This window comes from Vibrio chanodichtyis (assembly GCF_028863985.1).
GTDB classification, from domain to species: Bacteria; Pseudomonadota; Gammaproteobacteria; order Enterobacterales; family Vibrionaceae; genus Vibrio; species Vibrio chanodichtyis.
Genome location: NZ_JARBFT010000002.1, coordinates 300,534 through 314,006, shown reverse-complemented (window position 1 = coordinate 314,006; position 13,473 = coordinate 300,534). Strand labels below are relative to the sequence as shown.

Here is a 13,473-nt window from a genome sequence, read left to right as displayed (position 1 = left end):
ATTAAACAATTGGTTGATTAAACCAGCCGTTGATTAAGTTTTGGCATCTTCAATATGGCGTTCATCGCATTGATTTTGCACACTTTAGTGATCGAGTAGCCAAGCTAGTCGGATCAATTGGCCATCTTCATCAAGCATGGCGATTTTAGTGCGCTTTAGTTCAATTTCCGTCAATTCAAGTTGCTGACGCTGTTGCAGGTAAGCTTGCCCTAGCTTAGTTACGCCAGTTTCACTGGTTCGCGGCGTTGGAGACACCAAAATATCAGAGGTATGCATGGTAGTGGAGTCTATAATCGTCAATGGTGCACATCATATAGCGCTTATTTTGTGATGTACAACCAACAACCAGACTAAGTGGCGATTAATTGCTCAAGTTAAGCTACGTATTGATCTTAAGTCTGTTATGAAGAGAGTTGTTGTGCTTTAATCTTTGCAGTTGCCTTAAAAGTAGGAAAAGGAACCTATGAACAGCGTATTTGAAATTGTGAGCTTGGCTCGTCGTAAAAATAAACTTCAACGTGAACTCGATGATAACGAGAAAAAAGTTCGTGATAACCGTAAACGCGTTGAGCTTCTGGTTAACCTGTTGGACTACATTAAACCCAACATGAGCCATGAAGAGATCCTAACTATCATCAAAAACATGAAATCAGACTACGAAGATCGTGTTGATGATCACATCATCAAAAGTGCTGAGATTTCGAAAGAGCGCCGTGACCTCAGTCGTCGCATTAAAGATCTGACAGAGCACGATAAGCAGATGACTCAAGGCAAGAAAGCCTAAAAATTCCAGACCCACCTTATGGTGGGTCTGATTTTTTACTCGTTCACTGACTCAAGCTTGATTACTCTTCGTCGTGTAACTCAGCCCAAGCTTGCGCACATTTCACCGCTCGTTTCCAACCGCGATAGCGACGTTGACGCTTCTCTTCATCATGATGAGGGGTAAAGCTGCGATCAATTTCCGCTTTGCCTTGCAATTCATCCAAATTATCCCAGAACCCAACCGCCAGCCCAGCAAGATAAGCAGCGCCTAAAGCCGTTACTTCGGTCACTTTGGGGCGATGCACTTCGGTATCCAACACATCGGCTTGGAACTGCATTAAGAAATTATTGGCCACTGCGCCACCATCAACCCGTAACGCAGAAAGTTTGATCCCAGAATCCGCTTGCATCGCATCCAGTACATCTCGAGTCTGGTAGGCAATACTTTCCAGTGTGGCACGAATAATATGGTTGGAATTGACCCCACGGGTTAAACCAACAATCGTACCGCGAGCATAAGCATCCCAATAGGGCGCACCCAATCCGGTAAATGCTGGCACCACATACACGCCATTCGAGGTATCCATTTTGGTAGCAAAATATTCTGAATCACAGGCATCAGAAATCAGCTTAAGCTCATCACGCAACCATTGAATCGAAGCGCCGCCCATAAATACCGCACCTTCTAAAGCATAAGCGGGCTCCCCACGCGGACCACAAGCCAAGGTGGTAAGCAATCCATTACGGGAAGTCACTTTTTCTTGCCCAGTGTTCATCAATAGGAAGCAGCCGGTACCGTAGGTATTTTTTGCCTGCCCCGCTTGTACGCACATTTGGCCATACAATGCCGCTTGTTGATCGCCGGCAATGCCTGCGATAGGAATACGCGTACCACCTTTACCACCAATGTTGGTTTGACCATACACTTCGGATGATTTTCTCACTTGTGGCATCATCGACAGTGGAATATCGAATTCGGCCAAGATTTTCTCATCCCACTGTAATGTATTGATATTAAACAGCATGGTCCGTGAAGCATTGGTGTAATCCGTCACGTGCACCCGGCCTTGAGTCATTTTCCACACTAGCCAAGTATCGACCGTACCAAACAACAGTTGGCCAGCTTCGGCCTGCTCACGCGCACCTGCAACATTGTCCAGAATCCATTTAATTTTGCTACCGGAGAAATAGGGGTCGAGCACTAAGCCGGTATTGTCACGGATGTAATCTTCTAAGCCACGCGCTTTGAGCTTTTCACAAATCGCCGCAGTACGTCGGCACTGCCATACAATCGCGTTACACACCGGTTTACCGGTTTCTTTATTCCAGACTATGGTGGTCTCACGCTGGTTGGTGATACCGATCGCGGCGACTTGATCACTGCGGATCCCCGCTTTACCTAGCGCTTCGACTAAGGTTGAACTTTGCGTAGCATAAATTTCTAATGGATCGTGCTCCACCCACCCCGCTTGTGGGTAGATTTGGGTAAATTCACGCTGAGAAACGCTCACAATATTGGCATCATGATCTAACACCACAGCACGTGAGCTAGTGGTGCCTTGATCAAGCGCGACAATGTATTTTTGCTCAGTCATGTTCTATTCCTTCTCGTTTCACGTAATAAGTTATCAATATTTTTATTTTATGTTCGCTAGATATGAGCTTCTTCGCCCTCTTCTGCGCAATCACACTGGTTAGGAATGGTACAACCAGTGCCGACTTTCGGCAGATAGACGGCAATAAATTTGGGATACGCCCAAGCACCGAAGCAAGCGCCTAAGATCGGTGCAACAATCGGTACAATGAAATACGGAATGTCTTGCGCGCCAGTCAGCGCATAATCCCATCCGGCAAAATACGCGAACAGCTTAGGACCAAAATCACGCGCCGGATTCATCGCAAAGCCAGTCAATGGACCTAATGAGCCACCGATCACCGCAATTAAAAGTCCAATCAGCAATGGATTAAGCGCATTACGATGTGCGCCATTATTCTCATCACCCAAAGCTAGGATCCCAAACATCAGTACCGCAGTAATGGTGAATTCAACCGCAATCGCCCCGAGAAAAGAGAGTGATGGGTGTGAATAAGTGGAGAAAATACCCGCGGTGGCTAACGCTTCTTGGCTACTACGTACAAAATTGTGGGCGATTTCGTAATCAGTAAAAAGATTGCTGTACAAACTGTAAACCAAGGCCGCAGAGCAGAATGCGCCAGCCACTTGAGCGAGGATATAAGGCAGCACTTTCGCTTTATCAAAACCGTGAAATACCGCCAATGCGATGGTCACCGCAGGATTGATATGTGCGCCAGATACCCCAGCGGTGCAGTAAATCGCAATTGCTACGCCCAAGCCCCAGACAATGCTGATTTCCCATTGTCCGAATTGCGCCCCGGTTAATACCAGTGCCGCCACACAACCGACACCAAATAGGATCAATAGTCCGGTGCCGATAAACTCGGCGATACACTGCCCCAGCAGAGTATGTTGCTTTGTTTGCTTCATAGTCAGAGTCCTTTTATTATATTGCGACCATAGCCCTATCTTTTAGCAAGAGTCTCCAACCATTATTCCATTTGCAGCATAGTTGGCTGATATATTGCTTTTTATGGTAGATGCCAAATTGGCATCTACATCAATTGGCTGTGATGGCAAGAATGTGAGCCGTTATTGGATGAACAACTGAATTGTTCGCCATTAATCTGGCACAAAAAAAACACCTCGAAAACAAACAACCTCGATTAATGAGTGTTCGAACACAGATTTGTTGCCTAAAGATTCGATTTTTGTTAAATAACGCATCATTTTCAGTGATGATCGAATCGATAACCGAATCAATAACCGATTGGTTTCAGTGCATAGACCTGCCTTTCATCCACAATCAGTAAAAATCAGCAACCTGTTTAATCATGGATAAATTCAATATATATCAACAAGTAAAAACAGATTTTTCACTTATTGCTGGCCATTATTCCTATCCAATCCGTTCACGCCTTCCGTTCATAACACATTTAAGTTATCCGTCATTAACAAACGACTCATAGCACAAATCATCATTCGATGATTCAAAAAATATTCGTTCGCGCTTTTGTGAGCGAAATATCGAACATAAAAAGAAAACAATGCCACACTCAATGCATGTATTTTGGTGACATAAGGTTTAACTTATGACGGCTTATCCAACCATTGAAACTGAGGTCGTGATTATTGGCGGCGGAGCCACTGGTACCGGTATCTTGCGTGATTGCGCCTTGCGCGGCCTACGTTGCGTGTTAGTAGAAAGAGATGATATCGCTGCCGGCACCACCGGCCGTAATCACGGTTTGCTACACTCCGGCGCTCGCTACGCGGTCACAGACATCGAATCAGCGCGCGAATGTATTCAAGAAAATAAAATCCTCAAATCAATTGCTCGTCACTGCGTGGAAGCCACTGATGGCCTATTTATCACCCTGCCAGAAGATGATTTGAGCTTTCAAGATCGCTTTATGCAAGCTTGTACTAGCGCAGGTATTGCAACCGAGCGTTTAACCCGCAAACAAGCACTATTGCTAGAGCCGAACGTTAACCCAGCCTTACTTGGTGCGGTTAAAGTGCCCGACGGCACACTCGACCCGTTCCGGCTGTGTGCCGCAAATATGTTGGATGCCAAGGAGCATGGCGCACGCTTATTCAATCGCACTATCGTCATTGCGCTGATTCGGCAAGGCGATACGGTGCGTGGCGTGCGCTGCCAAAATTTAGCCAATGGCAGCAAATTTGATATTTTTGCTCAGCAAGTGATTAACGCCGCGGGCATTTGGGGACAAAACATCTGCGAATATGCCGATCTCAATATCAAAATGTTTCCAGCCAAAGGTTCCTTGCTGATCTTAGATTATCGGATTAACAATCTGGTGATTAATCGCTGCCGCAAGCCTTCTGATGCGGATATTTTAGTGCCGGGCGATACCATTTCGCTGATCGGGACCACCTCAGAGCATATTGATTATGATCAGATAGATAACCTACAAGTCACCGAACGTGAAGTCGATATTTTGCTGGCAGAAGGGGCCAAACTTGCACCGATCATGGCCAATACACGGGTACTGCGCGCTTATGCCGGCGTGCGTCCCTTAGTAGCGGTCGATGACGATGGCAGTGGCCGCAATATCAGCCGTGGCATTGTATTGCTGGATCATGAGCAGCGCGATGGCCTAAAAGGCTTCACCACCATTACTGGCGGCAAGCTGATGACTTACCGTTTAATGGCAGAATGGGCCACTGATCTGGTCGCGAAAAAACTCGGCAATACTCAAGCTTGCCAGACCCATTTACGCCCTTTGCCGGGCTCTCAACAGCCCCCGCAACCGATTAAAAAAACCGCCAGCATTGCCAAACCAATACTTGCTAAACCCGTTTATGAATCAGCCATTTACCGTCACGGAGAACGGGCGGCCAGCTTTTTAGCGGACGATGCCAAGAGCCAAGCGGTGATTTGTGAATGCGAAATGGTCACCGCAGGCGAGATTGAATACGCCATTAAACACCTTGCGGTGAATAATTTGGTTGATCTCCGCCGCCGCACTCGTTTAGGCATGGGGCCTTGTCAGGGTGAGCTGTGTAGCTACCGCGCCGCCAGCCTGTTTAGTGAGTACGGGCAAGTTTCGGGTTGTCAATCCAGTCATCTATTGGTCGATTTTCTCGAAGAGCGCTGGAAAGGCATTAAACCGATTTTTTGGGGTGATGCGCTGCGCGAAGCGGAATTTAGCTATTGGATTTATCAAGGCTTGCTCGGGGCCAGCGAGTTACCTGACTTAGACTCAGCCACGGAGAAACAACAATGATGCATTATGATGTGGCCGTCATCGGTGGCGGGATTGCCGGATATTGCGCCGCGCTGCGCGCGCTGCAAGCTGGAAAAAAAGTAGTGTTAATCAACCAAGGGCAAAGTGCGCTGCATTTCTCCTCGGGTTCAATTGATGTACTGGGTCGCCTGCCTGATGGTACTTTAGTCGATCAGCCTTTTGAGGCTTTTGCCGCGCTGCAACAGCAAGCCCCTGAGCACCCTTACATCAAGGTCGGACGTCAAACCAGCGAACAAGGTTTGCTGTGGTTTCAACGCACGTTACAGCAAGCGCAGGTTCCGTTACATCATCAAGCGGATGGTGCGAATCATTGGCGCATCACGCCACTGGGCAGTTTGAGAAACAGTTGGCTATCACAACCGTTTGTCTATCCCTATCGCGGCCAAGCAGATTTTGCTCGTATCATAGTGATCACGATTGAAGGCTATCGTGATTTTCAACCAGCCATGCTGTGCGATAACTTAGCCCAGCGCCCAGAACTGGCACACACTCCGATTATTGCCGCATCAGTCACTCTGCCGGGGCTTAGTGAGCTGCGCGGTAATCCTTATGAACTGCGCTCAATTGATCTGGCCCGTTTACTGCGCCAAACCTCAGCATGGCAAGCGCTGTGTCAACAACTGATCCAACTTGCACAACCAGACGATCTGGTGATCATGCCCGCCATCACTGGCAACGGCGATGGGCTACAACTGATGAGCGAACTGCAGCAAGTGACTCAACTGCGTTTTCATGAAGTGCCAACCATGCCGCCATCATTACTCGGGATCCGGATTGAAGATGCGCTACAACGCAGTTTTATTCAAGCTGGTGGGGTGCAGCTCAAAGGCGATAAAGTCGTTAATGGGATATTTGATGGCACTCGCCTCAATGCCATTTACACTCAAAATCTGCGCGATTTTCCACTCACCGCGCAACACTATGTCATGGCGACCGGCAGCTACTTTAGCCAAGGTTTACACGCTTCACAACATACGATCCAAGAGCCGATTTTCGATCTGGAGGTACAACAAACCGGCGAGCGGGCGTTATGGCGCGATACCCAGTTTATCGCTACCCAATCACACCCTTTTATGACGTTTGGAGTCAAAACCGATCGCCATTTGCATCCAACCCGTCAAGGCACCACGATTGAAAACCTGTGGTGCTGCGGAGCCATGTTAAGTGGCTATGATCCGGTCTTTGAAAGCTGTGGCGGTGGGGTGGCGATTGCCACCGCCTATCATGCTCTAGAGCAGATTTTAGCGCGTGACACTGCGGCACCAACCGAGGAGGTTTAATGATGAGCTTTATCCACTCCGCCCCCCAAAGCACCAGTTTTGACCAATGCATTAAATGTACGGTGTGTACGGTTTATTGCCCGGTAGCCAAAGCCAACCCTGATTATCCGGGCCCCAAACAGTGTGGCCCAGACGGCGAACGCTTACGCATCAAAAGTGCTGAATATTATGATGATGCGCTCAAGCTGTGTACTAACTGCAAACGCTGTGAAACCGCTTGCCCCTCCGGCGTAAAAATTGGGGATATAATCGCCGTTGCGCGGGGTAAATATGGCAAAAAACCGCTCAATCCTAAATTGGTGCGTGATTTTGTGCTCAGCCATACCGATCTGTTTGGCTCACTGGCTACCCCTTTTGCGCCTTTAGTCAACGCAGCCACCTCGCTGCCATTGGTCAAAAAACTGATGCACAAAACGATTGGCGTACATGATCATAAAACCCTCCCCAAATATTCACACGGCACTTTTCGGCGCTGGTTTAAACAAAATTGTACCAGCCAGCCGCTCTACTCACGCCAAGTGGCTTATTTTCATGGCTGCTACGTTAACTACAATCATCCACAACTGGGCAAAGACTTGGTCCGCGTGATGAATGCGATGAATATTGGCGTGCGCTTACTCGACAGTGAAAAATGCTGTGGTGTGCCGTTGATCGCCAACGGCTTTCATAATAAAGCGCGCAATAACGCGCTGCACAACGTCAAGCAGCTCACCGCGATGGTCAATAATTACCACGCGCCAGTGATCTCGACCTCCTCCACCTGCTCTTTTACACTGCAGCAAGAGTACCCGCATGTACTGGGGGTAGATAACAGCCAAGTGGCGGATCAAATTCATTACGTCACCCGTTTTCTACTCAAAGAATTCATGAGTGGTAATGCACCGCAAATGAAGCCGGTACACAAAAAAGTGCTGTATCACACCCCTTGCCATTTAGAACGCAGCGGTAATGTGATGTTCACCATTGAGCTGCTGAAAATGATCCCCGGCTTAGAGCTGGTGGTGCTCGATAGCCAATGTTGTGGACTCGCCGGAACTTACGGATTTAAAGAGGAGAACTACGCGGTATCGAAACAAATTGGCTCACACCTATTTGAGGCAATCCAAACATCCGATGCCGACTATGCCATCACAGATTGCGAAACCTGTAAGTGGCAAATTGAAGAAAATGCTCATCTCACAACCCTGCACCCTGTAACTCTACTGGCGATGGCACTCGCCGACTAAATCTCGCGATAAAAATACCGGGGCAATCAACACGCTCCCCATGAACATAGGTAATCTGTGTGAATGGGGAGCATAAATGCCAACAACGCTATAGCCTTGCTAACTCGTAGTAGGATATACTTGGGCGGTATTTTTACAGACCTCATATCAAATGATCATCAAGCCAATTATATTCAGATGCTGAAAAATACAATTGCCACCTTTATTAATCAAATCTCATCTATATTAAATTTCACTATGTTAACTCTATTAAAGCACTGAATAATTATGATACATACCAAATAGACTTAAAAATAATATATTTTTAATCATTCATGCTAGCTTACCGCCCCTGTAATCATTTAGTATATGCACTAAATCTTCTTTCCCTATCATGGATAAGAGACACTGGTTATTAATGGTGAGTTTTACGATTCTTATTGATTGATATAACATGCTTTTTCATTTAGAAAAAAGTTTAATTAAACCATGAATATTTTCAATATCTAAGACAATGCAAGCTAAAATTCAGCAATATTTTTATGACCAACAAAAGAACATAGGCTTTGTTATGTGGAATATCAAAAATAGCCAGAGAATGATTACAACGGTTTTATTGGCTGCCCATTTATTTTATCCCGGTCAGACTCATTCCGCTGATATCGAACTGGCTAAGCTTGATAGCGTATTGCATAACTTAGAAGATGCAGATCTTCATCTTGCTGATTATTCAGCTCAGATTGCATTACTTGGCACACAGCAAGCTACCTATCCACTATCTTTAAAAATGCGTCTGCATCACCTTGAATGTGAAGCTATCCCTGAACGCACCAAACACGCCTATGCAGCAGCAATAGCAATTGCTGATCAACAACTCGAAATCGCCCAACGCCTTGGCGATAAACAAGCACAATCTGGTTATCTGGCCTGCCGTGGCCGTATGCATTATGGGTTGGGCAATAAACAAGCTGCTATCGATGATAATCAACAGGCTCTAGACTTAGCATTAGAAGTGCATGACCTTTATTTACAAGCTAAAATTAACAGCCAATTAGGTTTGATTAATGCAAGTCAAGGCTTGATGCTAAAAGCATTAAAACAATTTAATCTTGCTCAAGAGCAATTTAATCATCAAGGTTATGACCAATCAGCTTGGCGACAACAAGCTTATATCGCCAATACCTATCGCCGCCTAGGAAACTATGAATACGCGGCAGAGTTGTTCAATCAACTACTCACTCATTATAAACAAGTTAATGACATAAATAGCGTTAATGATACTCGTATCTATCTCGCGATTGTGTACACCAAGATGAAGCAGTACTCACTAGCAATCGCTGAACTTGAATTAGCAGATCAGTATTTCAGTGCAATACCCCGCTGGTATGATGTGGTTGAAATTCGCTTGCTGTGGGCCGAAGCGCTACTCATGCAAAGGCAAACACAATTAGCCATCGATAAACTAACCAATGTTCGATCTATTGATAACTCGTATTTTGATAAGATGTCATTCGGCATTTTGGATCTACTAACTGGGTTAGCTTATAGTCAACAAGGGCAACATAAAGACGCGCTAGCATTCGTGACCAAAGCCATTCCAGTGCTAGAGCAAGATGGCCATCAAGAGTTAATGACCATCGCCTATAAATTAAGTGCAGAATTACTCAATAACTTGGGGCAATATCAAGCAAGCGTGCTCATGTATCAAACATTTATTGAAACCAATAGCCAATTAGAGCTAGACCTCAGAAATCACGCATCCCAATTAGCCGAATTGGAACAAACATTGTCACAATTGCGCGAACATAACATCGAACTACAACATCAGCAGCAGTTAAAACAGCAAATAAATGATAGCCAGTTAAAAATCCAACGTTGGCGTAACACTACGTTTGCTTTATTCATTCTCTTATTATTTGCAATTCTAGGTTTTCAACTGCGTAGCAATTATCGTTGGAAGAAACTCTCTGAAACTGATGAATTAACTGGTCTTTATAATCGACGTAAAATAATGGCACTGGCACGTCATCATTATACTCTCTCACAAAAGTCTGCTACATCTTTAGCGGTGCTATTAATCGACATTGATTTTTTTAAAAAAATTAATGATCTTCATGGTCATAAACGTGGCGATGAAATCTTAGTTGAAGTCGCCCATACGATCCGTGATTGCATGGATACTGGTGATATGGTGGGTCGCAGTGGTGGTGAGGAATTTCTAGTCATCTTAACCAATCAGATTCATCATGATGCCGTCTCGACAGCCGAAAAGATCCGCACTATGGTGGCTAATTTACCTTCAAACGTTTCGGTCAGTATTGGCATCGCTCAGCTTGAGCAAGACAGTGATGTGGAGCAGATCATTCATCGAGCCGATATAGCAATGTATCAGGCGAAGCAACAAGGTCGTAATCAAGTCGCCATTGCACGTCCAAACTCCTAGATCTAAGCTTAATGGTGGAAACAAAGCGTGCTTTAAAAGACAGATTGCCGTCTAAGATCATATCTAACAATCAAATCATCTAACGGCGACTTTTACCGCTATAATTCACCATCAAATACTTAAGTTGACCATTAAGAGTCAACCTGTCAGCTAAAGAGAGGAAGCCATGTCTACATTTAATACTCGTTGCCCAATTTGCCATGCACTCAATCGGGTGCCTGTCGCACGGGTTAACCAGAACCCGACTTGCGGTAAATGCCACGATGCATTACTTGATGGCGCACCCATTGAAGGCACTGAGGCTAATTTTTCCGCCTTGCTACACAGTGATGTGCCATTAGTGATCGACTTTTGGGCACCTTGGTGCAATCCCTGTGTTGGGTTCGCGCCAGTATTTAGCGCAGCAGCGAGCGAACGTAAAGGGCAAGTGCGTTTCATTAAAATTGATACCGAAGCCCAGCAAAGCCTTGCCGCCCATTTCCAAATTCGCAGCATTCCGACCATCATGCTGTTTAAAAATGGTCAACGGGTCGAAATGCTCAGTGGCGCACTGGCCAAGTCTCAATTTGACCAATGGCTAAACCAAGCTCTAACCAAGTAAAAGCCGTCGTTTATCCGCCGTTTAGTGACATGCGTAGTTAAATCAGCGCCCACTTGACGGCGGTTAGCCAAGATTGCGGTTCAACAAGCAAAGCTTATCGTCAAGAACATTTTTTTTCATTTTACTCAGTTGAATATTCATTCGATATTCGCGCCAATAGTTTGTTGTCTCGAGGTCTGCGATGGAAATCCCTGCAACTGTACAAAACCGTATTGCGGTCCCCGTGTTAGCGTTAACCCTGTATGCGATTGCTGCCGGCTACTTGATGAGCCTGGTCCCTTTAATGCTGCCGTACTATCAGCTAGAAGCGAGCTTGGCCAGTTGGCTAGCCAGTGGATTTTACGCCGGATTGTTAGCCGGGGCTTTAGTGGCAGAGCCAGTGGTCAATCGGTTAGGACATCGCTATGCCTTTATTGGCTGTTTAAGCCTATTACAGCTCTCGATTATCGTGATGCCTCTATTACCCTACACTAGCGTTTGGCTTATTGCCCGTTTAGTGGCAGGAATTGCTGTGGCTGGGATCTTTGTGGTGGTCGAATCTTGGCTGCTACATGGTGATGAACAAGGGCGAGCCAAACGGCTAGGGATTTATATGGTCGCACTGTATGGCGGTACCGCATTAGGACAAATGGCGATTGGACCGTTGGGGGTTGCCGGACTCCTGCCTTTTATTGCCATCATTGCTCTGTTGTTGATCGCTTGTCTAGTGCTCATTTATGGCCATACCGATCAACCGTCTACTCAGCAAGCCAGCTCACTGTCACTGCAGCAAATGAGCAAGCTGAGTCAACCTGCGATGATCGGCTGCTTAGTATCAGGGCTCACTTTAGGGGCTATTTATGGTTTGATGCCGGTTGAGCTAAGCCAGCGCGGTATTGCCCATAGTGAACTTGGCAACTTGATGGCGCTGGTCATTTTAGGCGGCATGGCGGTACAGCCACTGGTACCTTGGCTATCTCAATTTTTAGGCCGCACATTACAAATGGCGCTGTTTTGTTTACTCGGTAGCGCAGCGATTGCACTCACCGCAGTTGATAATTCGTTATGGGCACTTGGCGTTGGGTTATTTGTACTTGGCATGGCAACCTTTGCTCTCTACCCCATCGCAATTAATTTAGGCTGCGACAAATTAGCAGCCAATTACATCGTATCAGCCACTCAAGTGATGCTGCTCAGCTACAGCGTGGGCTCGGTGATTGGACCGCTGTGCGCCGATCGGTTTATGCAAGCTCGTCATGGCTTGATGGGTTATCTATTTGCAATTTTGCTCACCACTTGTCTGTATATGCTGATCAACAGTGTCAGCAACAAGCGTCAATGGGTCGCAGGGGAATAGGCTTTCGCGGGTAACTAAAAAATAAAACAACGAGGAACAATCGAGAAATGATGGAGGCGCGTCCCGGAGTCGAACCGAGGTTCACGGATTTGCAATCCGCTGCATGGCCACTCTGCCAACGCGCCTAAGTGAGATGTCTTGTGTTAAGCAATGATGGTGCCCCGGGCCGGACTTGAACCGGCACGACTCGAAAGTCGAGGGATTTTAAATCCCTTGTGTCTACCGATTTCACCACCAGGGCAACGCATACTGCGATGGAAGACACCATCAGCTGTGCGGCTTCACCGCGACAACGAGGCGTACTTTAACGGATTAAGATTTTTGGTCAATAACAAATTGCATCATCAGCGTCTGACCGCGCAAGATTTCGACCATCAGGTATAAAACACACTCAACTCGCTGTTTTTACGCACAGTTATTAAGGCTTGCCACTAGCAAGCCCGGTTAGTCACCGTTTAGGCGTAAGCGCCCGCTGCATAGTGCAACTCGTAACTGTGACTGTAAATCTCCAAAATATTGCCAAACGGATCTTCCATATAGATCATGCGATACGGTTTTTCACCCGGATAATAAAAACGTGGGGCAGCCATACGTTTTTTACCACCAGCGGCAACAATTTTTTCTGCCAATCCTTCAACATCAGGATCTTGCACACAGAAGTGAAAAATACCGGTTTTCCAATATTCAAAGTTATTTTCAGGGTTTTGCTGATTTTTAAACTCAAATAGCTCAACACCAATCCGATCACCCGTTGATAAATGGGCAATGCGAAATTTCTCCCAGCCCTTACCAAATACATCCGTACACATTTCACCGATCGCGGAATCATCTTCCACAATCTCAGTCGGTGGCATGATCAGATACCAACCAAGCACCTCAGTATAAAATTTGACGGCTGCAGATAAATCAGGAACCGAAATACCAATATGGGAAAAAGAACGTGGATAAGTTGTCATAATTACTCTCGCTTGTTAGTTCAGTGGCAACGAGAGAAA

11 protein-coding genes and 2 tRNA genes are annotated in these 13,473 nt (G+C 46.2%); 7 read left to right on the top strand and 6 right to left on the bottom strand.

Features of this window, described 5'->3' with window-relative positions:
- Positions 1-84: 84 nt before the first annotated feature.
- Positions 85-276 (bottom strand): hypothetical protein, encoded by a 192-nt coding sequence (locus PUN32_RS03440; protein ID WP_274721829.1) that lies wholly within the window; start codon positions 274-276, stop codon positions 85-87.
- Positions 277-463: 187 nt separating this feature from the next.
- Here PUN32_RS03440 and PUN32_RS03435 point away from each other — a divergent pair, with 187 nt between their 5' ends.
- A complete protein-coding gene (locus PUN32_RS03435; protein WP_166015325.1) occupies positions 464-784 on the top strand; it encodes a DUF496 family protein in 321 nt (106 codons plus the stop codon).
- Between the two features lie 61 nt (positions 785-845).
- On the opposite strand, the gene glpK is transcribed toward PUN32_RS03435, so the two are convergent.
- Both glpK and PUN32_RS03425 read right to left on the bottom strand, forming a co-directional pair.
- Positions 846-2,360 carry a glycerol kinase GlpK gene (glpK, locus tag PUN32_RS03430; RefSeq protein ID WP_274721772.1) on the bottom strand — a complete coding sequence of 505 codons (1,515 nt, stop codon included), beginning with the start codon at positions 2,358-2,360 and terminating at the stop codon, positions 846-848.
- 56 nt (positions 2,361-2,416) lie between these two features.
- A complete protein-coding gene (locus PUN32_RS03425; RefSeq protein WP_274721771.1) occupies positions 2,417-3,271 on the bottom strand; it encodes an MIP/aquaporin family protein in 855 nt (284 codons plus the stop codon).
- A 662-nt stretch (positions 3,272-3,933) separates the two neighbouring features.
- Between PUN32_RS03425 and glpA the strand changes: the two genes are divergently transcribed.
- The 6 genes from glpA to PUN32_RS03395 all read left to right on the top strand — a co-directional run bounded on the left by glpA (position 3,934) and on the right by PUN32_RS03395 (position 12,478).
- Positions 3,934-5,592, top strand: coding sequence for an anaerobic glycerol-3-phosphate dehydrogenase subunit A (gene glpA / locus PUN32_RS03420; protein ID WP_274721770.1), 1,659 nt, complete (start codon positions 3,934-3,936; stop codon positions 5,590-5,592).
- Positions 5,589-6,893, top strand: coding sequence for a glycerol-3-phosphate dehydrogenase subunit GlpB (glpB, locus tag PUN32_RS03415; protein ID WP_274721769.1), 1,305 nt, complete (start codon positions 5,589-5,591; stop codon positions 6,891-6,893). The genes glpA and glpB overlap by 4 nt, the downstream gene beginning before the upstream one ends.
- Entirely contained in the window at positions 6,893-8,119 is a 1,227-nt protein-coding gene (glpC, locus tag PUN32_RS03410) for an anaerobic glycerol-3-phosphate dehydrogenase subunit GlpC (protein ID WP_274721768.1), read from the top strand. The genes glpB and glpC overlap by 1 nt, the downstream gene beginning before the upstream one ends.
- A 577-nt stretch (positions 8,120-8,696) precedes the next feature.
- A complete protein-coding gene (locus PUN32_RS03405; RefSeq protein WP_274721767.1) occupies positions 8,697-10,541 on the top strand; it encodes a GGDEF domain-containing protein in 1,845 nt (614 codons plus the stop codon).
- Positions 10,542-10,707: 166 nt separating this feature from the next.
- A complete protein-coding gene (gene trxC, locus PUN32_RS03400) occupies positions 10,708-11,142 on the top strand; it encodes a thioredoxin TrxC (protein ID WP_274721766.1) in 435 nt (144 codons plus the stop codon).
- A 181-nt stretch (positions 11,143-11,323) separates the two neighbouring features.
- A complete protein-coding gene (locus tag PUN32_RS03395) occupies positions 11,324-12,478 on the top strand; it encodes an MFS transporter (RefSeq protein WP_274721765.1) in 1,155 nt (384 codons plus the stop codon).
- Between the two features lie 51 nt (positions 12,479-12,529).
- Here PUN32_RS03395 and PUN32_RS03390 read toward each other — a convergent pair.
- The 3 genes from PUN32_RS03390 to PUN32_RS03380 all read right to left on the bottom strand — a co-directional run bounded on the left by PUN32_RS03390 (position 12,530) and on the right by PUN32_RS03380 (position 13,434).
- Positions 12,530-12,603 (bottom strand) — tRNA-Cys (locus tag PUN32_RS03390).
- A gap of 29 nt (positions 12,604-12,632) precedes the next feature.
- Positions 12,633-12,719, bottom strand: a tRNA-Leu gene (locus PUN32_RS03385).
- A 214-nt stretch (positions 12,720-12,933) separates the two neighbouring features.
- The gene (locus PUN32_RS03380) at positions 12,934-13,434 is read right to left on the bottom strand and encodes a lactoylglutathione lyase family protein (RefSeq protein WP_274721764.1); all 501 of its coding nucleotides are present in this window, start codon (positions 13,432-13,434) and stop codon (positions 12,934-12,936) included.
- Between the last annotated feature and the right edge of the window lie 39 nt (positions 13,435-13,473).